Source organism: Rhodococcus sp. NPDC003383, from assembly GCF_053589115.1.
Genome location: NZ_JBSFRG010000018.1, coordinates 71,426 through 92,653 on the forward strand (window position 1 = coordinate 71,426; position 21,228 = coordinate 92,653).

The following is a 21,228-nucleotide window of genomic DNA, read 5'->3' on the forward strand; positions in this document are numbered from 1 at the left end:
CCCTAACGTTATTGGAAACCGTTACCGTTCTACTTTAGCGGACCGGATCGGGACTTTTGACCGGACCCGGGTGGCCGTGACGGGCAACACACAGCTACGGTCCGTGCATGCCCAGGTCCCGTCAGCCTCGTCGCCAGGCCACTCTGGCCTCGATCGCGGCCGAGCTGAAGATCTCGCGGACCACGGTTTCCAACGCGTACAACCGGCCCGATCAGCTGTCCGCGGAACTGCGCGAACGCGTCCTCGAGGTCGCCAAGCGGCGCGGATATCCCGGGCCCGACCCGATGGCGCGGTCGCTGCGCACCCGCAAGGCCGGGACCGTCGGTGTCCTGCTAACCGAAGCGCTGAGCTACTCGTTCCGCGACCCCGCCGCCATGACCTTTCTGTCCGGACTGTCCGAGGCCTGCGAGGCCGCCGGACAGGGTCTGCTCCTCGTCCCGGCCGGCCCGGGCCGCGACGACGAAGAGGCCGCCCAGGTCGTGCACCGATCCTCCGTCGACGGTTTCGTCGTCTACTCGGTGCCCGACGGCGACCCCTACCTGGCGGCCGTCCTCGAACGGCACCTCCCGATCGTGGTGTGCGATCAGCCGCGCGGCATCGCCACCGCACCGCTCGTCGGCATCGACGACCGTGGTTCGATGCGACGCCTCGCCGAGTACCTCATCGGATTGGGACACCAGCGGATCGGCATCGTCTCCATGCGGCTCGGCCGCGACCGCCACGACGGTGTCGCCGACGCCTCGCGTTTCGCCACCGAGAGCTTCCACGTGCAGCACGAACGGATCCGCGGGGTGCAGGAGGCGATGACCGCCGCCGGACTCGATCCCGCCGAACTCACCGTCGTCGAGCGGTACGCCCACACCGCCGACGACGGTGCAGCGGGTGCCGCACAGGCGATGACGGCCGATCCGCGGATCACCGCGCTCATGTGCACCACCGACGTTCTCGCGCTGGGTGCGCTCGCGTGGGCGCACAACTCCGGGCTCGATGTGCCCGGGCACCTGTCGATCACCGGCTTCGACGGCATCGACGAGGCGCTGCGCGAGGGGCTGACCACCATCCGTCAGCCGCAGAAGGAGAAGGGCCGCCGCACCGGCGAACTCCTGCTCGCGGCCCCGTCGCACTCGGGGGTCGCTCAGGTCGAGACGCTGGAGACCGAACTGCTCCCCGGACGCACCGCAGGTCCGGCCGAAAGTCTTTGGTGCGCTGAATAATCCGTGCGTAGGCGGCGGCCGCGCGGCAGGAAGACACCGGCGCGCGGCATCCCGCGCGCGGCTGTCTTTCCCGTCGGCAACCGCGTGCTACCCGACTGCTGCAGGCCGTTGCGCAAATCGGTAGCACTCCGCCGCGCAGATTGAGGTAGCGGACTACTCGTGTGGTGGTCGGCCGCTCGCCCTACCGTCGAATCGTGGCCGCACCTCGCGACCGCGGCGAGCCGTACGCGGCAGTCGCCGGACTCGAACATGCAAGAAACCGAAGGTGTTTCGTATGTCTACTTCCCTGGAATTCCTCCACTACCACGTCGCCGAGGACCCGGCGGTGTCCCCGGATGAGAACGCACGGTCGCCGGAGTCGTTCCCGGCCGGGGCCGTCGCGCCGGAATTCGACGCTCCCGCACCGATCTTCACCAGCAACGAGGCGGCAGCCCGGTTCTACGTGGATCAGCTGCTCCGGAGCGACGACCGCCCGTCCCTCGAATCACTGGTGGAACCCGAACGGCCCGAACGGGTACCGGGTCTGGTGTTCGACGGTGAGCAGGACCTGCGGGCGGCCGGAACCCGGCAGGTGCGCTTCCACCAGACGTCACGGAACATCCCGGTCTTCGGGTCCGGGGCCGTCGTCGAAATGACCGAATCACGCGAACTCGTGAGTGTGAACGCGCGGCTCGACGAGGTCACCGGTGTCGACCCGATCGAGTCTCTCGATCGAGCGGAGGCGCTCGCGCGGCTCGCCCGGTACACCGGCAGTGATTTGCCGCCCGACGTCGGGGTGGGCGCGACCCTCACCTTCTACAAGGACGAGGACTCGGGGTCGTGGCACCTGGCATGGTTGTTCGCCGAGGTCCCGGCCGAGCCTCCCACCACCGGCGACGAAGCCGCCGGCGACGCGGACGAGGTGCGCGGAATGGGACCTCGACCGGTCCCGCCGTCCTTCGACTACCTCGTCGATGCCCACGACGGAGAGATCCTGTTCTGCTACAGCGCCGTGGCGACCGCGCTTCCGACCCCGGCCCGGTGCGTCGGAGTCGACGAGAACGACGACCACCAGACGTTCCTCGGACAGCTCGCGGATCCGAACGGCACCATCTGCCGGCTCTCCGATCCGCTGCGTGCGGTCCACACCTACGACCTGCGGTTCGCGGATCTCGACAGCGACCCACCGGTGCCGCGCAATCCCGTCGAGGCCCCCACGAGCGACTTCGGCACGACCAACCGGGCCGCCGTCTCCGCGCACCTCAACGCCTCCCGGGTCCAGGACTTCTACAAGGTCGTCCTGCAGCGCGACGGCATCGACGACAAGGGCATGGATCTGATCTCGCTGGTCAACGCCACCGCAGCAAGCATGGAACCCCCGCCGACGCTGCTGAACGCCTTCTGGTGGAAGCGCCGGATGTGGTACGGGCAGATCTCCCGGAACGGCCGGCTCGTGAGCTTGTCGCGGTACCTCGACGTCATCGGCCACGAACTCACCCACGGGGTGATCGAGTCGACCTCGAACCTCGTGTACGCAACCCAGTCCGGGGCTCTCAACGAGTCGTACGCGGATGTCGCGGGAGTCGTCATCGGCAATTGGTACACCGCGCCGGACCGCCACGACGTGAGCACGTGGGACTGGAAGATCGGTGCCGGGCTCCGCCCGGACGGCCGACCGCTCCGCGACTTCGAAGACCCCACCCGAACCGGACATCCCGCACACATGAACAACTTCCGTGCGTTGCGTCCCGGCGAGTTGCCGAGCAACCGCAACGATCAGGGCTGGGTCCACTTCAACAGCAGCATCCACAACAAGGCGGTGCACAACCTGCTCACGATGACCAAGAACGGGGCACGCGTGTTCACGGTCGAGGACGTCGCGGTCCTGACCTACCTGGCGATGGCCCGGCTGACACCGCGAGCGACGTTCACCGACGCGCTGCAGGCAACCGTCGACGTCGGCCTGACCTACTTCGGTGGCGACCCGGACCGGAAGGGGAAGGTCGACTCGATCCGGGAGGCGTACCGCCTCGTCGGCATCACGTGAACTGCCGACCGACCCGCCGACGAAAACGACACCCGCTCACGTCCAGGACGTGAGCGGGTGTCGTTTCGGTAGGCGCCTTAGGTGGAGTGTCCCGACAGAAGCTGGGCGCAGCGCAGGAGCCCGATGTGGCTGTACGCCTGCGGATGGTTGCCCAGGGCCCGTTCGGCGACCGGGTCGTACTCCTCGCTGAGCAGGCCGGTCGGACCGGCCGCCGCCACGAGCTGCGCGAACAGGGCCTCCGCCTGAGGGCGGGCGCCGACCAGCAGATAGGCCTCGACGAGCCACGCGGCACACAGGTGGAAACCACCCTCGGTGCCGGGCAGTCCGTCCTCGTGCCGGTACCGGTACACCGTCGAGCCGCTGCGCAGTTCGGCCTCGGTCGCGACCACCGTCGCATAGAACCTCTCGTCGCTCGGATCGACCAGGCCGGTCAGACCGACGAACAGCGTCGCGGCGTCGAGGTCGGTGCCGTCGTAGGCGGCGGTGTAGGAGCGGACATCCTCGTTCCAGCCCTTCTCCCGCACCTCGTCGGCGATCTCGTCCCGAAGTTCCGTCCACCCCTCACCGGCGGTGCGGCCGAACTTCGCGGCCAGCGTCAGGGCCCGGTCGACGGTGAGCCAGCCCATCACCTTCGAGTACACGTGGTGCCGCGGGTTGTCGCGGATCTCCCAGATGCCGTGATCGGGTTCGAACCACCGCCGCTGCACGGCGGTGACCATGGCGCACACCAGGTCCCAATCGCGGTCGGTCAGCGCTTCGGCGTGCGGGATGCCGCGTTCCTCGCGTCGGTGCGCGAGCGCCGAGATCAGGTCGACGATCGGCCCGAACACGTCGAGCTGCACCTGCTGGTTGGCGGCGTTGCCGACCCGCACCGGCCGGGACCCGGCGTAGCCGGGCAGGTTGTCGAGCACCGCCTCGGGCGGAAGTGGGCCGCCGGCAAGCGAATACAGCGGATGCAGGCGTTCCGGCCCGGGGATCGTCTCGAGCACGCGGTGCACCCAGTCCAGGTAGGCCTCGGCCTCGCCGAGCGAACCGACACCGACCAGGGCGTGGGCGGTGAGCGCGGCGTCGCGGAGCCAGCAGTAGCGGTAGTCCCAGTTGCGGACGCCGCCGATCTCCTCGGGCAGCGATGTCGTCACCGCGGCCAGGATCGAGCCGGTCGGCTCGTGAACCAGACCGCGCAGCGTGAGCGCGGACCGCTTGATGAGGTCCGGCTTGAGCGGCGGCAGGTCGAGTTCCGCGGCCCACTGCCACCAGTACGCCTCGGCCTGTGCGCGCCGCTCCACCTCCGCAACCGGGTGTGGGCTCAAATCTTCTGTTCCGCAACGGAACTCGAGGATGATATCGTTCTCCGACGGATCGACCACCGCGTGCGCGGTCTGCTGCGTTCCGTCGGTGGTGATGTCCCACCGCACGTCGGGGGAGCGCAGCACGTACGGCTCGTTGAGGCCGAACACCCGCAGGCCGTCGTCGACGGCCTCGAGGATGACCTGCCCCTGTCCGAACTCGGGGCGCGGGGCGAACGTGACGACCGCCTTCGCGGTGCCGGTGATGACGCGCGTCAGATCGGTACGGCCGGGCTCGACGTCGTGCGGCAGATAGTCGATGACCGCCAGGCTCGCCCACCGGGTGACCACGGTCATCGTGGAGTCGACGTACCGCTGGCTCAGCGGCAGGGCCTCGCGGAGCGGGCCGATCGTGAAGTGGCCGGCGGCCTCCCCGCCGAGCAGATGCGCGAACACCGCGGCCGAATCCGGTTCCGGATGGCACAGCCACGAGATGGTGCCGTCGGGGGTGATCAGGGCCTTGGTCCGGGGACTCGCGAGCATGGTGAGACGCTCGATGCGCGGGGCGTCCGCACCGGACAGCCACGTGCGGCGCTGGTCGAGCAGGAACGCCATGGCCGCGGCGACGTCCTCGGTGCTCGAAACCCGGAACTCGGCGCTGGTGTCGCCGTCACCGACCTTGATTCCGACATCCGGCCCGTGCAGCGACCGGAACGCCTTCTCGTCGGTGACGTCGTCGCCGAAGAACACCGCCGCCGTCGCCGATTCCTGATGCCGGATGATGTCGAGCGCGCGACCCTTGTCGGTGGGCACGACGGACAGTTCGATCACGGACTTGCCCTCGGTGACCTGCACGCCGGGCAGGCGCGCCAGGTCGGCGCGGACGGTGGCCAGCGCGAGCTCGGCGTCGCGTTCGCTCGCATTGCGCACGTGCAGGGCCGCACTCGCGGGTTTGATCTCCACGTGCACGCCGTCGTAGAGCCGGGCGACGTTGTCGAGTCCGGCGATGATGCCGCGCAGCAACTCCTTGGCGTCGGTGTCGATGGCGTGCACGAATCCGATGTCGAACTCGGAGCCGTGGCTACCGACCAGCTGGACCTCGGCGGGAAGACGCGACAGCGCTGCCAGGTCCTTGAGGGCGCGGCCGGAGATGACGGCGGCCGACGTCGACGGCAGCCCCGCGAGCGCGCGCAGGGCGCGGACCGATTCGGCGTGAGGGAACGCTTTGTCGGGATCGGCGACGATGGGCGCGACCGTTCCGTCGTAGTCCGACGCCACGAGCAGTCGGGGGGATCGCGCGACCGTGACGAGTGCGCGACGCAGGTCGATCGGGAGGTCTTGGGCGCTCATTCTTCCCACGGTAGGGGAATAGGTCCCGCCCGTCGCTCCGGATGCACGGTTCGGGGCGTGTTCCCGGTTACAGGTTCGTTCCGGGAGCTCTCAGGAGCCGGCGACGGGCACCTGGGAGGGTCGGCGGGAGCCGTCGCCGAGCAGCAGTTCGACGGTGAGCTCGAGTCTGCGGGCGACGTCGGTCGCCGACGAACGGCGGGTCAGCCACGCCACGAGATTCGACAGCCACACGTCGCTGATGACGCGCGCGACGGCCAGCTCTTCCTCGGTCGGCTCGTCTTCGTTCATCGCGCGGGCGAACAGCCGGTCCATGAGCTGGCCGACCCGGTCGACCTCGGCGGCGGCCGAGGCGTCGGCGAACATGAACGCGCGCGTCATCGCTTCGGTGAGGAGCGGGTCGCGCTGCATGGCGCGGGTGATGAGGCTCAGGATCAGGTTCATGCGTTCGAGCGGGGTGTGGCCGGGCGGGATCTTGCCCTTGCTGTCGATGCGTGCGAATTCCCGGCCGAGCGCGGACACCAGCAGGTGCACCTTGGACGGGAAGTACCGGTAGAGGGTTCCGACCGCGACGTCGGCGCGCTCGGCGACCGCGCGCATCTGGACGGCCTCGTATCCCCCCTTGGAGGCGAGCGCCAGGGTCGCGTCGAGTATCCGCTTGCGGCGTTCTTTCTGGGCGTTGGAACTGAGGTCGTCCTCGGTGAGGGCGGACAGTGTTCCACTTCCGGTCGAACGCGAGCTGGGCGGTATCGTCATGGACTTTTTCCTCACACCTTGACTCTGAACCGGTGTCATATTAGAACACGTTCTAGACGTTGATGTCATTTTCGAAAGGCGGAGATCCGCTGTGAGTATCGCCACCACCGAGGAGCAGCGGGCTGTCCAGGCCTCCGTGCGTGCTTGGACGCGCTCCGCGTCTCCGATAGACAAGTTACGCCACCAGCCAGCGGAAATGTGGCAGCAGGGTTGGGGTTCGCTCGCCGAATTGGGCCTGTTCGGGGTGGCCGTTCCCGAATGCGCGGGCGGGCTCGGCGCCACCACGGTGGATCTGGCCGTGATGCTCGAGCAGGCCGCGCACGAACTGGCACCGGGACCGGTTCTCACGACCGCGCTCGCCGCGCTCGTGTTCGGTTCCGGAGGCGACTCCGCCGCCAAGACGGCCGCCCTGCTGAGCGAGGGCACCGTACCCGTGGCCGCCGCGCTCGATCTCGCGGTCGACGCGACCGACGCCACCGACGGCCTGACCCTCGGCGGCGACGCCGGACCCGCGATCGCCGCGGAACCCGGGGTGGCGGTCCTTGTCCGCGTCGCCGGTGCCGGCGGTGCCGATGCGTCCGAGGCCGAGGAGCGCTGGGCGCTCGTCGACGCCGACAGCCCCGGCCTGCATCTCGAGCCCCTCGACACCCTCGACAAGTCCCGCGCGCTGGCGAGAGTGCGGCTCGACTCGGTCGCGGTCACCGCCGACCGTGTCGTGACCGTACGTTCCGGTCTGGTCCGGGACCTGGCCGCGACACTCGCCGCCGCCGAACTCGCCGGCATCGCCGGCTGGGCGCTGACCACCGCGGTCGAGTACGCGAAGATCCGCGAACAGTTCGGGCAGCCGATCGGTGCGTTCCAGGCGGTCAAGCACCTGTGCGCCGAGATGTTGTGCCGCACCGAGAAGATCCGTGCCACCGCGTGGGACGCGGCTTCCGCCGCCGACACCGCGCCGGACGAACTGCCCATCGCCGCGGCCGTCGCGGCCGCCGTCTCGCTCGACGCCGCGGTGCAGACCGCCAAGGACGCCATCCAGGTGCTCGGCGGCATCGGGTTCACCTGGGAGCACGACGCCCATCTGTATCTGCGTCGCGCCGTGGCCACCCGCCAGCTGCTCGGTGGGTCCACGTGGTGGCGTGCGCGGGTCACCGCGCTGACCCGCGCGGGCGTCCGCCGTCACCTCGGCATCGACCTGTCGGAGTTCGACGACGAGCGCGCCCGCATCCGCGCCGAGATCGCCGAGTTCGCCGGTCTTCCGGAACCGGAGCGGCGCAACGCATTTGCCGAATCCGGTTACCTCGCACCGCACTGGCCCGCCCCGTACGGCCGGGGCGCCCGCGCCGCCGAGCAGATTCTCATCGACGAGGAACTCGCCGCGGCCGGCGTGGAGCGGCCCGATCTGGTGATCGGCTGGTGGGCGGTGCCCACGATCCTCGAGCACGGAACCCCCGAGCAGATCGAGCGATTCGCGATGCCGACGCTGCGCGGCGACATCGTCTGGTGCCAGCTCTTCTCCGAGCCCGGCGCCGGTTCCGATCTCGCGGCGCTGCGCACGACCGCGGAGAAGGTCGACGGCGGCTGGAAGTTGCAGGGGCAGAAGGTGTGGACGTCGCTCGCCCAGGTCGCGGACTGGGCGATCTGTCTGGCCCGCACCGACCGCGACGCACCGAAACACAAGGGCATCACCTACTTCCTGGTGGACATGAAGTCCGCGGGTATCACCGTCTCGCCGCTGCGCGAGATCACCGGCGACGCACTGTTCAACGAGGTCTTCCTCGACGGCGTGTTCGTTCCCGACGACTGCGTGGTCGGTGGGCTCGGCGGCGGCTGGAAACTGGCGCGCACCACCCTCGCGAACGAGCGGGTCGCGATGGGCAGCAAGTCGTCGCTCGGCAAGGCCATCGAGGATCTGATCGAGCTGTCCAGCCCCGGCGACCCGGTTGCCGAGGATCGCATCGCCACCCAGATCTGCGAGGCGATGGCGGGTTCGCTGCTCGACCTGCGCACGACCCTCGCGCAGCTCGGCGGTCAGGATCCGGGTCCGGCGTCGAGCGTGCGCAAGCTCATCGGTGTGCGGCAGCGGCAGGACACCTCCGAGCTGGCGATGGACCTGGCGGGGGAGGCCGGGTGGGTCGAGGGTCCGCTCAGCCGCGAATTCCTCAACACGCGCTGCCTGACCATCGCCGGCGGCACCGAACAGATCCTCCTCAGCCTGGCCGCCGAACGTCTGCTGGGGCTGCCCCGGTGACCGGGACTTGCACTGCTCGGACCCGCTCAGCGGTGCTACAACGTGGCACACGTTCTAATCGAAGGTGGAATTGTGGACTTCGCACGTGACGAGACGCAGGAGGCGGTGGCGGAAGTCGCCGTCGACCTGCTCGCCCGCGACCTGACCGCAGACGACCTGTGGTCCGCGCTCGCCGGCGCCGATCTGCTCGCGCTGGCCCTACCCGAACGCCTCGGCGGCGCCGGACTCGGTGTAGGTGAGGTCGCGACGGTACTGACCGAGATCGGCCGCAAGGCCGCCCCGGTCCCGGCCCTGGCCACGCTCGGCTTCGGGGTACTGCCCGTCGTCGCGCTGGCCACCGACGAGCAGCAGGACGCGCTGCTCGCCGACGTCCCGGGCGGGGCCGTGCTCACCGCGGCACTGTCCGAGCAGGGCCGGCCGTTCCCGGCCGCGCCGGCCGCGACCGCGGTGCCCGTGGACGGCGGCCACGCGGTCACCGGCTACTTCGTCGCGGTCCCGTATGCCGCGACCGCGCGGCACATCCTGGTGCCCACGGACGCCGGTGTCGTCGCCGTCGACGCGACCGCCGACGGTGTCACCGCGACCGCGAGCCCGTCCGCCGCGGGGAGCCCCGAGTTCTCCGTGCGGTTCGACGGCGCGGTCGGCACACTCCTCGGTGACGGCGCGGATCCGGCCGCCGACGTCGCGGTCCTGTACCGCCTCGCACTCGCGTCGATCGGTGCCTACGCGGACGGACTGCTCGACGGGGCAACGGCATTGACCGCCGAACACCTGAGCACGCGCCATCAGTTCGGCAAGCCGCTCGCGACCTTCCAGGCCGTGGCCCAGGAGATCGCCGACGTCTACGTCACCGCGCGCACCCTGCACGTCGCGGCGCTCGCGTCGACCTGGCGCGTCGCTCACGACGGGGCCCGCTCGGCGGCGGTGGACGACGATCTGGACGTCACCGCCTACTGGATCGCCGAGGAGCTGCCACCCGCGATGCGGGTGCTGCACCACCTGCACGGTGGCATCGGGGTCGACGTGACCTACCCGCTGCACCGCTATTCCTCGACCGCCAAGGATCTGGCGCGCCTGATCGGCGGCGCCTCGTACCGACTCGACCTCGTGGGGGCCCGGTGTTCATCGATCTGACCGACGAGCAGCGCGCGCTGCAGGCGGAACTGCGAACCTACTTCGCGGATCTCATCTCCCCGGAGGAGGCCGCGATCATGCGCACGGAGCGGCACGGCCCCACCTACCGTGAGGTCATCCGCCGCATGGGCAAGGACGGCTGGCTCGGCGTCGGCTGGCCGAAGGAATTCGGCGGACGCGGGTTCGGCGAGATCGAACAGCAGATCTTCGCCAACGAAGCGGTGCGCGCCGACGTCCCGTTGCCGAGCGTGACGCTGCAGACCGTCGGACCGACCCTGCAGGTGTACGGCACCGAGGAGCAGAAGCGAAAGTTCTTGCCTGCCATCCTCTCCGGTGAAGTGCACTTCGCGATCGGTTACTCCGAACCGGAGGCCGGCACCGACCTGGCCGCGCTGCGCACCAGCGCCGTGCGCGACGGCGACACCTATATCGTCAACGGCCAGAAGATCTTCACCACCGGCGGCCACGACGCCGACTACATCTGGCTCGCGGTGCGCACCGGTCCCGCCGACTCGCGGCACCGCGGCATCTCGATCCTCATCGTCGACACCACCGATCCGGGTTTCAGCTGGACCCCGATCATCACGTGCGACGGTGCCCACCACGTCAACGCGACCTACTACAGCGATGTGCGGGTCCCGGCGAACATGCTTGTGGGAGAAGAGAACAAGGGCTGGAAGCTGATCACCACCCAGCTCAACCACGAGCGCGTCATGCTCGGACCGGCCGGCAAGGTCGGCGGACTCTACGATCACGTGGCCGCATGGGCGAAGACGCACGATCTGCTGGGCGAACCCGACGTGCGCCGCGCGCTCGGTGAGATCCACGCGACCTTCCGCCTCAACGAACTGCTCAACTGGCAGGTCGCGGCCAGCGAATCCGAGGCCGTGGACATCGCGGACGCGTCGGCGACCAAGGTGTTCGCCACCGAACGTATCCAGCGGGTCGGCCGGCTCGCCGAGGAGATCGTCGGGCGCTACGGCGACCCCGCCGATCCCGAAACGGGCGAACTGCTGAGCTGGCTGGACATGCAGATCAAGCGGAACCTCGTCATCACCTTCGGTGGTGGCGTCAACGAGGTGATGCGCGAACTGATCGCGACGGCGGGCCTGGGCATGCCCCGGGTTCCGCGGTGAGAGAGGCACTTTCGATGACGACACCCGAGGAGATCCTCGCCGCCGCGGAACGGGTTCGCGGTGACGGGCCGTCGAAGCCCCGCGCCGGACGCGACCCGGTGAACATGCCGATGATCCGCAACTGGCTCGAGGCGATCGGCGACGAGAACCCGATCTACACCGACCCCGATGCCGCGGTCGCGGCCGGGCACGGCGGGTTGGTCGCACCGCCGGCGATGGCCCAGGTGTGGACGATGCGCGGACTCGGCGCCAAGCGCGAGGAGGACGATCCGCTCGGCCGGATGACGAACATCCTCGACGAGGCCGGTTACACCTCCGTGGTCGCGACGAACTGCGACCAGATCTACCACCGCTACCTGCGGCCCGGTGAAGAGGTCACGATCGAGTCCACCCTCGAGGATGTGGTGGGCCCGAAGAAGACCGGTCTCGGTGAGGGCTGGTTCTTCACGACCCGCAACATCTGGAAGGTCGGCGACGAGGTCGTCGCCGAAATGTTGTTCCGCATCCTGAAATTCGCGCCGCCCGCCAAGGAGGCGCCTGCGGCCGCGGACGCACCGGCGGTGCCGGAGGACCTCGACCCGACCCGGCTGCTGCGTCCCTCCGCGTCGCCGGACTCTCAGTTCTTCTGGGACGGAGTCGCCGCGCACGAGCTGCGCATCCAGCGCCGGCCGGACGGGTCCCTGCAGCATCCCCCGGTTCCCGCGCTCTGGCTCGACAAGACCGAAACCACCGACTATGTCGTGGCATCCGGTCGCGGCACCGTCTTCAGCTACGTCGTGCACCACGCACCGAAGGTGCCCGGCCGGTCGCTGCCGTTCGTCGTGGCGCTGGTCGAACTGGAGGAGGGAGGTGTCCGCATGCTCGGTGAGCTGCGCGGTGTCGATCCCGCGCAGGTCCACATCGGCATGCCCGTCGAGGTGACCTACCTCGACTTCCCGGGCGACGACGAGACCGGCGGCGCACCGTGGACGCTGTACGCCTGGACCCCCCGTCAGGAGACCGCATGAACACCGCAACCGTGACCGTGGGGGAGACCCTGCCCGCCCTGTCCGTCTACGGGGACCCGACCTTCATCGTGTCGAGCGCGCTGGCCACCAGGGACTTCCAGGACGTCCACCACGACCGCGACCTCGCCCGGAAAAAGGGATCGAAGGACATCTTCGTCAACATCCTCACCGACACCGGCCTGGTGCAGCGTTACGTCACCGACTGGGCCGGTCCCCGCGCCGTGATCAAGTCGATCTCGCTGCGGCTCGGGGTGCCCTGGTACGCGTACGACACGCTGAACCTGACGGGCACCGTCGCGTCCGTCGACGAGGGCCTGATCACCCTGGACATCGTGGGCAGCAACAGCCTCGGTAACCACATCAACGCCAAGGCCACCCTCGTGATCGGAGGTACCGCATGAGCGGGCTGTCCCGCCGCGCCGCCATCGTCGGCATCGGCGCCACCGACTTCTCCAAGGACTCCGGCCGCAGCGAGCTGCGCCTCGCCGCCGAAGCGGTGCGTGCCGCCCTCGACGACGCCGGGCTGCGCCCCGAGGACGTCGACGGCCTCACCTCGTTCACGATGGACACCAACACCGAGGTCGCGGTCGCGCGGTCGGTGGGGATCCCGAGCCTGAAGTTCTTCTCGCGCATCCATTACGGCGGCGGCGCCGCGTGCGCGACGGTGCAGCAGGCCGCGATGGCGGTGGCCACCGGTGTCGCCGACGTCGTCGTCGCCTACCGCGCGTTCAACGAACGCTCGGGCGCCCGCTTCGGTCAGGTCAACTCGGCGCTGGCCACGCAGGTCAACTCGTCGGGCACCGACAACGCGTTCTCCTACCCGCACGGTCTGAGCACCCCGGCATCGTTCGTCGCGATGGTGGCGCAGCGGTACATGCACGCCACCGGCGCGACCAGCGCCGACTTCGGTGCGGTCGCGGTCGCGGACCGCAAGCACGCCGCCACCAACCCGAACGCGTTCTTCTACGGCAAGCCGATCACGCTCGAGGACCACCAGAACTCGCGGTGGATCGCCGAGCCGCTGCACCTGCTCGACTGCTGCCAGGAATCGGACGGCGGTGTCGCGATCGTGGTGACCAGTCCCGAACGCGCGAAGGACCTGAAGCAGGCGCCGGTGCTGATCGCCGGTGCGGCCCAGGGCAGTGCGCAGGACCAGTTCATCATGACCAGCTACTACCGCGACGGGTTGACGGGTCTGCCGGAGATGGGGATCGTCGGCAACCAGTTGTGGGAGCAGTCCGGTCTGACGCCGCAGGACATGCAGACGGCGGTGCTCTACGACCACTTCACCCCGTACGTGCTCATGCAGCTCGAGGAACTCGGATTCTGCAAGCCCGGCGAGGCGAGGGACTTCGTCGCGGACGGCGGCATCGAACTGGGCGGGCACCTGCCGCTCAACACGCACGGCGGCCAACTCGGCGAGGCGTACATCCACGGCATGAACGGCATCGCCGAGGCGGTGCGTCAGATCCGCGGCACCTCGGTCAATCAGGTACCCGACGTCGAGAACGCACTCGTCACCGCGGGCACCGGCGTACCGACCTCGGGGCTGGTCCTGTCCCGCGGATAGCTTCGCCGTCGGTTCGGTGAGTGGGATCGGTTCTGGTGGGACCGATCCCACTCGCGTATCGATGGTCGGGTAGCCGACGCACAGGAGTGGACGTGAACGAATTCGAGGGCAAGGTCGCGCTGGTCACGGGAGCGGCGCGCGGGCAGGGCCGTTCGCACGCGGTCGCGTTCGCCGAGCGCGGCGCCGACGTGGTGATCTGCGATCGCTGCGAGAACAGCGACGCGGTGTTCTACCCGCTGGCGACCGACGACGACCTCGCGGAAACCGTGCGGCTGGTCGAGGCCACCGGCCGGCGCGTCATCGCCGAGAAGCTCGACACTGCCGACCGCGGCGCCCTCGACAAGCTCGTCGCTCGCGCCACCGACGAATTCGGCCGCGTCGACATCGCGGTCGCCAACGCCGGGGTCTCCGTCGCGGCGCCTGTACAGGTGATGCCGCAGAACATGTGGGACGAGGCGATCTCGTCGAACCTCACGGGCGTGTTCAACACCATCGGAGCGGTCGCACCAGGCATGATCGAGCGCGGCTACGGCCGGATCGTGACGATCTCCTCGATGCTCGGCCGGGCCGGCAACACCAACATGGCGGCCTACAGCGCCTCCAAGTGGGGTGTCATCGGCCTGACGAAGAGTGCCGCCCTCGACCTCGCGCAGCACGGGATCACCGTCAATGCCGTTGCTCCCGGCAACATCTCGACCCCGATGATCCACAACGACTTCCTGTACGGCATGCTGCGCCCCGACCTCGGGAAACCGACCGCCGAGGATGTGGCCCCGGTGTTCACGTCCCTGCACGCACAGCCCGTGCCGTGGCTCGATCCCGAGGAGATCACCCGGGTCGTGCTGTTCTTCGCCGCCGAGGCCGCCGCACACATCAGCGGCACGGTTCTGCCCGTCGACGCGGGCAACGCGGCACGGGTGACCGGCTGATCCCCAGCGGCGTTTCGTTCGCCGCACCCGGACCCGGTGGGCGGGATACCGTGGATACCGCCGGCGCCGTCGGCACCGCGCATCCCGATTGCCGGACGCCCGGCCTGTGGACCGGAACGATCGGCACAGCCGCTCGGAGGGTCGACCATGACGCAAACGAACGGGCACGTCGTCCATCACCCCACACACCAAGAGCGCGTCGAGACCGGTCTCGCGGCGCGGCGCGCCACCCCGATCGCCGCACTCGCCGAGGTCTCACCCGACGAGGCGCGCGATCCCATGGCGTTGCTCCAGCGGCAGGCGGCGACCCGGATACCGCAACTGGTCCCGGTCCGGTACGGGCGGATGTCCAGTTCCCCGTTCGCGTTCTACCGCGGCGCGGCCCTGGTGATGGCGGACGATCTGTCGCGCACCCCGAACAGCGGGCTGCACTGCCAGTTGTGCGGGGACGCGCACCTGAGCAACTTCGGGCTCTATGCCACACCCGAACGGAAACTCGCGTTCGACGTCAACGACTTCGACGAGACCTATCCGGGTCCGTTCGAATGGGACGTCAAACGGCTTGTCGCGAGCCTCGCGGTCGCGGCCCGCGACAACGGGTTCACCGGTAAGGACCGCAAACGGATCACCCGGGCGTGCGTCGCGGAATACCGCGAGACGATGCTCGCCCAGGCCGAGCGAGGGAACCTCGCGGTCTGGTACGCGCACGTCGAGCCGTCCACCGAACTCGTGGAACTGCGTGACGAACTCGATTCCACGATGAAGAAGCGCACCCGCAAACTCATCGAGAAATCGATGACCCGCGACAGCGTGCAGGCGCTCGGAAAACTCACGACGATCGTCGACGGCAAACGCCGGATCATCAGCGCGCCACCGCTCATCGTCCCGATCGAGGAGGTCTTCGCCGACCTCGACACCGAATTGATCTACAAAGAGCTGCACGAACGCCTCCGGTCCTATCGGTCGACCTTGCAGTGGGACCGTCGCGTCCTGCTCGAGCAGTTCGAATTCGTGCAGGCCGCCCGCAAGGTGGTCGGCGTCGGCAGTGTCGGCACCCGCGCCTGGATCATGCTGCTCCGCGGCCGGGACGACGATGACCCGTTGTTTCTGCAGGCCAAGGAAGCCCAGCGATCGGTGCTCGCAGACTATATCGACGGCCCGACCTTCGAGAACGAAGGTGAACGTGTCGTCAACGGTCAGCGGCTCATGCAGGCGGCGAGCGACATCTTCCTCGGCTGGCAGGCGGGCGTGGGCGCGGACGGAGTGCAGCGCGACTTCTACATCCGGCAACTCCGCGACGGCAAGGGCTCGGCGGTCATCGAGGCGATGACCCCTACGGGAATGGCGTTGTACGGCAGGTTGTGCGGCCGGGTGCTCGCCTACGGGCACGCGCGGTCGAGCGACCGCGTCGCGATCGCCACCTACCTCGGCCCCGGCACGGAGTTCGACGAGGCGATCGCAGAATTCGCGGAGCTGTATTCCCAGCGCAACAAGAACGACAGAAAGCTGCTCCTCGCTGCGATCGACGAGGGCACGGTGACTGCCCGGGCGGGAATCTGAGAAGACTCGACCGCCAATTTTGGCGAACTGCACGGAATTCCGCTGCGCGCGGGAGCAAGATATCCGGAGAATCCTCCGCTGGAGGATCCGTTCGCCCTGCGCACTCGGAAAGGTGCACGTCATGGATTCGTTTTGGGATTACGTGTGGTACACGATCGTAGTGTTCGCCTTCGTGGCGTACCTGATCGTGCTGTTCCAGATCCTGGTCGACCTGTTCCGGGATCACACCGTCTCCGGCTGGGTCAAGGCGGTGTGGGTGATCGTGCTGGTGCTGTTCCCGTACCTGAGCGCGTTCATCTACCTGATCGTCCGGGGCCGGGGCATGGCCGAGCGTGCGCGTGCAGCGCAGGTCGAAGCCAAGCAGGCCACCGATCAGTACATCAGGGAGGTCGCGGGAAAGTCGCCCGCCGAAAGTATTTCGGAGGCCAAGTCGCTCCTGGACTCGGGAGTGATCACCGAGGCGGAGTTCCAGCAGCTCAAGGCGCACGCACTGGGTAAGACGGCCACGAGCTGACCGGTCGGCCGGCCAACCCGACTGCCGGCCGACCCTGCTCTCGGCGCGCTCACCTTTCCGGTGTTCTTCGAGCGCACAACCCGCCCCCCTTTTTTCCGAGCGAATGTATCGCTCGTCTCCTTGGATCGATCGGATGTACCGTTCGCTCGGAAAAAGGGGGGAGCACCGGGTCAGCCGGCGAGGATTCGGGCCTTCTCGGCTTCGAACTCGGCCTCGGTGAGCACACCCTGGGCCTTCAGCTCGCCGAGTTGTTTCAGCGCCTCGAGCCGGTCGACGCCACCCGAAGCCTGAGGTTGTGGCGGCGGCGGAGGTGCAGCTTGCTGCTGCTGCTGCGCACGGGCGTACTCTTCCTGTTCCTGCCGGGCCCAGCGCTGTCCTTGGCGGCGCGAGACACGATTCGACACGGACGTCGCGGTTCCCGCGATCACGGCGGTCCGGGCGACGCCGCGGAGCAATCCGGGCATGGTTCAACCTTTCTCTGGATGTGCGGTTCCTGTCGGTCCTGGAACTCGGTCAGCTCTTGGCTTCGAGAGCATCGAGCGATGCCAGGATGCCCTGCACCGGCACCCGTCCCGACGCGACGAGCTGAGCCCCGTTGTGGCGTAACTTTGCCGCCAGCGGTGCTGCCCAAGTGTTCTCGTAGATCAGGACGGCCGCCGAGCATCCCGGTTCCAGCGCCTCACCGGCCTCGGCGAGGTCGGTTTCGTCGAGCAGTCCGGAGTACGCTTCGGCGAACAGTGTCACGTCGAAGTCTCCTTGGAGCCCGACGTCGGTGATGTCGATCCCGGACACGGAACCGTCGGCGCCCTTCTGGACGAACTCGAGGTCGAGCACGCGGATGATGCCGCGTTCGACGAGGTCGACCAGCAGAGGCAGGGCGGAGCCGTCCGGAGGCCGGTCGGCGGGAAATTCGATGACGAGATAGTCGATGGGCCCCATCTCGTCGACTTCGGTACCGGTCACGGTGGTCTCTTTTCGTGAGGACGGGTACAGCGTTTCGACCCTCGACGATAGCGCTCCGCACAGGTCTCCGGCCCTGTTTCCGCTGGCAGACGGGATCTCGTCGGTATCCCGTGGGGCCCGGTGCAATTCCGGGTTCGTCGGCACCACGCATCGGGCCGGGAGGCGAGTTCTGGAGTTGATCATCAAAGTCGTGCCGAGAACGCCAACCGCGCGCATACTACCGATACCACTCACCTCGTCAAAGGAACTCTCATGTCCGAAGATGTGCGTGTCAATCCGGAGGCCGGCAGCGTCAAGCAGGGAATCGCTGCGGGCACCTCCATCGGGGCCGCGGTGATCCTCGTGACCCTCGGCATCATCTCCCTCTTCCAAGGAATCGCCGCCGTCGCCGAGGACGAAGTGTTCGTGCGTGGCGTCGAATACATCTACAAGCTCGACTTCACCAGCTGGGGCTGGATCCACATCGTTCTCGGCGTCCTCATGATCCTCGTGGGTATCGCGTTGATGGCGGGCCAGACGTGGGCGCGGGTCAGCGCGATCATCATCGCGGCACTGTCGATCATCGCGAACTTCCTGTGGCTGCCGTACTACCCGTGGTGGTCGATCCTGATCATCGCGCTGAACATCGTGGTGATCTGGGCCGTGTCGACGTGGAAGCCGCAGGCCGCCGAGTACTACTGACCTACGACTGATCCACGACGATGACATCGGGTGTCGGCCCGACCGGATCGGGTGTCCCGGACGGCCCGCTCGCCTCGGGCGAGCGGGCCGAACTGGAGCGATTGCGCGCCGAGGTCGCGACCCTACGGTCGAAGGCCGCGGAGGTTCCCGCCGAGGGCGCGCCCCCGGAGCGGAAGCCTCGCCATGCGCTGCGATGGACGGCGGTGGCGATCCTGACCGTCCTGGTCGGAGTCCTGTCGATCGCCACAGTGACAGCGCGTTTCGTGCGCGGCGAAGTTCTCGATACCGACCGGTACGTCACCACCGTCGCCCCGTTGGCGTCGGATCCGGCGATCCAGAATCAGATCGCCAACTCCGTCACCGACGAGATCTTCGACCGGGTCGACGTCCAGCAGCTCACGTCGGACGCCCTGTCGGCACTCACCGACCTGGTGCCGGCAGCCGAGAACGCGCCGCGTCTCGATCGCGCGATCGACGGGCTGGCGCCGGTGATCGCCGGACAGGCACGCAGTTTCGTCAACGAAACGGTGTTGTCGCTGGTGCGCAGCGATCAGTTCGACGACCTGTGGATCCAAGCGAACCGGGCCGCCCACAACGGGCTGGTCGCGGTCGTGACGGGCGATGTCGGGCCGTCTTCCGTGACGGTGGACGAGTCCGGCACCGTCAGCATCTCGCTGGGGACGGTCATCGACAATGTCAAGGCACGCCTGATCGATCGCGGCTTCACGTTCGCCGAGAAGATCCCGGCGATCGACAAGCAGTTCGTGCTGTTCCAGTCACCGGATCTCGTTCGGGCGCAACGTGCAGTGTCCGCGCTGGACAAGGCCGCCGACATCCTGCCGTGGGTCACGATCGCCGCGGCCGTGGCCGCCGTGGTGGTCGCACCGACGGGCCGCCGCCTACGCGCCCTCGCGTTCGTGGGCGTCGCCCTGGCGATCGGGATGTTCGTGCTCGCCGTCGGTCTGATCATCGGGCGCGCAATATATCTCGACCAGATTCCACCGGACGTCCTGTCTCCCGACGCCGCCTCCACACTCATCGACACGGTGCTCGTGCCGCTCCGGGCCGCGCTGCGCGGTGTCGCCGTCCTCGGCCTGGTGATCGCGGTGGCCGCGTACCTGACCGGAGGCTCCGCCTCGGCCACCGCGGTGCGCCGCGGATTCGGTCGCGGACTGGACACCCTGCAGCGAGCACGTCGCACACGCCCGCCCAACGAAGTCGAACTGTGGGTGGCTCGGGCCCGAGTTCCGTTGCGGGTGGCGATCGTTGCGATCGGTGCGGTGCTGCTGATGTTCTGGCGGTACCCCACGGGCATGGTGGTCGTGTGGATCGTGATCGGTGTGCTCCTCGCGCTGCTGGTGCTCGAAGTGTTCGTGCGTCCGGTTCGGATGTGGCAGGAACAGTCCGGTCGCGACGCAGCGGCGGACGTCGACGCAGACGCACCGAGCGGGTGACCGATCGTGTCCGCCGTCGTCGACGAAATTCCGGGCGCGGCACGCTGGTGGGCGCGCGCCGCGGCGCTCTGTGTGCTCGTCGCGATCGTCCTGCCGATCGCCGAGGCGGGTGTGGGCGGTGCGGTGCTGCTCGTGGTCGTGGGAATCGCCGGGGTCGCGATCACCATCGCAGCGATCTACTGGTTCCTGTCCCGGCGTGGCGCGGTGAGGGCGGCGGCGCTCGTTCTGGCCGTCGTCGTACCGATCGCGGTGCTGGCGTTGTACATCCGCGAGAGAAACCTGTGGGTCGTGGTCGTCGCAGGTGTCCTCGTGGCGCTCGCCCTCGTGTGTGCCCGCGCGACGCTGCGTATCCACCACGACGAGACCGGACAGCCCGAATATCCTGCGGCGCCGGTGGAGAAGCCGTTCCTGGTGATGAATCCGCGTTCCGGCGGCGGGAAAGTGGTCAAGTTCGATCTGCAACGCAAGGCCGAGGAGCTGGGCGCCACGGTGGCGTTGCTCGACGGACCCGAACCCGTCGACGTCGAGGCGCTGGCGCTCGAGGCCGTCGCACGCGGAGCCGATCTGCTGGGTGTCGCCGGCGGTGACGGCACCCAGGCGCTCGTGGCGGGCATCGCCGCAGCGCACGACATTCCGTTCCTGGTGATCAGCGCCGGGACCCGCAATCATTTCGCACTCGATCTCGGTCTGGATCGCGACGACCCCGCCGCCGGCCTCGACGCACTGCGCGACGGCGTCGAACTGCGCGTCGATCTCGGCGACATCGACGGCCGCACGTTCGTCAACAACGCCTCGTTCGGGGTGTATGCCGACATCGTGCAGAGCCCGAACTATCGCGACGACAAGACCGGGACCGTGCTGGACATGCTGCCGGATCTGCTCGCCGGTGACGGCAGGGCGCGCTTGCGTGCCCGCATCGACGGGGAACTCGTGGACGGCCCCCAGGCGATCCTGGTCAGCAACGGCCCGTACACCACCGACGACCTGGCCGGGATGGGCAGGCGCACCAGGCTGGACCGGGGCCGGCTCGGGGTCGTGACGATCTCGGTGTCCAGCGCCCGGCAGGCGGTCGGGCTGCTCAATCGGGCGCGCAGCCGCGGTCTTGTGCAGCGCACCGCCACCGAGGTGGTCATCGACGCCGACGCTCCCGACATCCCGGTCGGCGTGGACGGCGAGGCCCTGCGCCTGCCGACACCGGTCCGGTGCACGATCACCCCGGGTGCCCTGCGCGTGCGGGTTCCCCGGAACCGGCCGGGGGTCCGTCTGCCCGCACCCGCCCTGGACTGGGTGCGTCTGCGCGAATTGGCTCTGCGCCGCCGTCGGACCTCCCCGGTGGCGCGGTGACGCTCCCGCAACGGCGGAGTTGAGGTACGTTCGCCCGTTGGGCAGGGACGAACATCGTC

At 68.6% G+C, this 21,228-nt stretch carries 18 protein-coding genes; 14 read left to right on the forward strand and 4 right to left on the reverse strand.

Annotation, left to right across the window (positions count from 1 at the left end; genetic code table 11):
• Positions 1-107: 107 nt before the first annotated feature.
• Both ACWDTS_RS16970 and ACWDTS_RS16975 read left to right on the forward strand, forming a co-directional pair.
• On the forward strand, positions 108-1,214 hold the full coding sequence (locus ACWDTS_RS16970) for a LacI family DNA-binding transcriptional regulator (protein WP_450109565.1): 1,107 nt from the start codon (positions 108-110) through the stop codon (positions 1,212-1,214).
• A 274-nt stretch (positions 1,215-1,488) separates the two neighbouring features.
• Positions 1,489-3,240: a M4 family metallopeptidase gene (locus tag ACWDTS_RS16975; RefSeq protein WP_450118653.1), complete on the forward strand. Its 1,752-nt coding sequence runs from the start codon at positions 1,489-1,491 to the stop codon at positions 3,238-3,240.
• Positions 3,241-3,317: 77 nt separating this feature from the next.
• On the opposite strand, the gene otsB is transcribed toward ACWDTS_RS16975, so the two are convergent.
• Together otsB and kstR are read right to left on the reverse strand one after the other, a co-directional pair.
• Positions 3,318-5,876: a trehalose-phosphatase gene (otsB, locus tag ACWDTS_RS16980; RefSeq protein WP_450109567.1), complete on the reverse strand. Its 2,559-nt coding sequence runs from the start codon at positions 5,874-5,876 to the stop codon at positions 3,318-3,320.
• A gap of 90 nt (positions 5,877-5,966) precedes the next feature.
• A complete protein-coding gene (gene kstR, locus ACWDTS_RS16985; RefSeq protein ID WP_450118654.1) occupies positions 5,967-6,629 on the reverse strand; it encodes a cholesterol catabolism transcriptional regulator KstR in 663 nt (220 codons plus the stop codon).
• Between the two features lie 91 nt (positions 6,630-6,720).
• Here kstR and ACWDTS_RS16990 point away from each other — a divergent pair, with 91 nt between their 5' ends.
• From ACWDTS_RS16990 to ACWDTS_RS17030, 9 genes are all read left to right on the forward strand, one after another.
• Positions 6,721-8,877, forward strand: a complete 2,157-nt coding sequence (locus ACWDTS_RS16990) for an acyl-CoA dehydrogenase family protein (protein ID WP_450118655.1) — start codon at positions 6,721-6,723, stop codon at positions 8,875-8,877.
• A 72-nt stretch (positions 8,878-8,949) separates the two neighbouring features.
• Positions 8,950-10,011, forward strand: a complete 1,062-nt coding sequence (locus ACWDTS_RS16995) for an acyl-CoA dehydrogenase family protein (protein WP_450118656.1) — start codon at positions 8,950-8,952, stop codon at positions 10,009-10,011.
• Positions 9,996-11,147: an acyl-CoA dehydrogenase family protein gene (locus tag ACWDTS_RS17000; RefSeq protein ID WP_248676152.1), complete on the forward strand. Its 1,152-nt coding sequence runs from the start codon at positions 9,996-9,998 to the stop codon at positions 11,145-11,147. The genes ACWDTS_RS16995 and ACWDTS_RS17000 overlap by 16 nt, the downstream gene beginning before the upstream one ends.
• A gap of 14 nt (positions 11,148-11,161) precedes the next feature.
• Entirely contained in the window at positions 11,162-12,154 is a 993-nt protein-coding gene (locus tag ACWDTS_RS17005; RefSeq protein WP_450109570.1) for a bifunctional MaoC family dehydratase N-terminal/OB-fold nucleic acid binding domain-containing protein, read from the forward strand.
• A complete protein-coding gene (locus ACWDTS_RS17010; RefSeq protein WP_450109571.1) occupies positions 12,151-12,555 on the forward strand; it encodes a MaoC family dehydratase in 405 nt (134 codons plus the stop codon). The genes ACWDTS_RS17005 and ACWDTS_RS17010 overlap by 4 nt, the downstream gene beginning before the upstream one ends.
• Positions 12,552-13,724, forward strand: coding sequence for a lipid-transfer protein (locus tag ACWDTS_RS17015; protein WP_450118657.1), 1,173 nt, complete (start codon positions 12,552-12,554; stop codon positions 13,722-13,724). The genes ACWDTS_RS17010 and ACWDTS_RS17015 overlap by 4 nt, the downstream gene beginning before the upstream one ends.
• Before the next feature lie 92 nt (positions 13,725-13,816).
• A complete protein-coding gene (locus tag ACWDTS_RS17020) occupies positions 13,817-14,653 on the forward strand; it encodes a mycofactocin-coupled SDR family oxidoreductase (RefSeq protein WP_450118658.1) in 837 nt (278 codons plus the stop codon).
• Positions 14,654-14,800: 147 nt separating this feature from the next.
• The gene (locus ACWDTS_RS17025; RefSeq protein ID WP_450118659.1) at positions 14,801-16,213 is read left to right on the forward strand and encodes a DUF2252 domain-containing protein; all 1,413 of its coding nucleotides are present in this window, start codon (positions 14,801-14,803) and stop codon (positions 16,211-16,213) included.
• A 121-nt stretch (positions 16,214-16,334) separates the two neighbouring features.
• Positions 16,335-16,727, forward strand: coding sequence for an SHOCT domain-containing protein (locus ACWDTS_RS17030; RefSeq protein ID WP_248676156.1), 393 nt, complete (start codon positions 16,335-16,337; stop codon positions 16,725-16,727).
• Positions 16,728-16,897: 170 nt separating this feature from the next.
• Here the strand turns inward: ACWDTS_RS17030 and ACWDTS_RS17035 are convergent, their stop codons facing one another.
• Positions 16,898-17,191: an SHOCT domain-containing protein gene (locus ACWDTS_RS17035; RefSeq protein ID WP_450109576.1), complete on the reverse strand. Its 294-nt coding sequence runs from the start codon at positions 17,189-17,191 to the stop codon at positions 16,898-16,900.
• A gap of 49 nt (positions 17,192-17,240) precedes the next feature.
• Positions 17,241-17,690: a DUF6325 family protein gene (locus ACWDTS_RS17040; protein ID WP_450109577.1), complete on the reverse strand. Its 450-nt coding sequence runs from the start codon at positions 17,688-17,690 to the stop codon at positions 17,241-17,243.
• 252 nt (positions 17,691-17,942) lie between these two features.
• On the opposite strand from ACWDTS_RS17040, the gene ACWDTS_RS17045 reads away from it, so the two are divergent.
• From ACWDTS_RS17045 to ACWDTS_RS17055, 3 genes are read left to right on the forward strand one after another with little or no spacing between them, the layout of a single operon-like run.
• Positions 17,943-18,371 carry a DUF7144 family membrane protein gene (locus tag ACWDTS_RS17045; RefSeq protein WP_450109578.1) on the forward strand — a complete coding sequence of 143 codons (429 nt, stop codon included), beginning with the start codon at positions 17,943-17,945 and terminating at the stop codon, positions 18,369-18,371.
• Positions 18,372-18,391: 20 nt separating this feature from the next.
• Positions 18,392-19,825, forward strand: a complete 1,434-nt coding sequence (locus ACWDTS_RS17050) for a hypothetical protein (RefSeq protein ID WP_450109579.1) — start codon at positions 18,392-18,394, stop codon at positions 19,823-19,825.
• A 6-nt stretch (positions 19,826-19,831) separates the two neighbouring features.
• A complete protein-coding gene (locus tag ACWDTS_RS17055; RefSeq protein WP_450118660.1) occupies positions 19,832-21,169 on the forward strand; it encodes a diacylglycerol/lipid kinase family protein in 1,338 nt (445 codons plus the stop codon).
• Positions 21,170-21,228 lie beyond the last annotated feature (59 nt).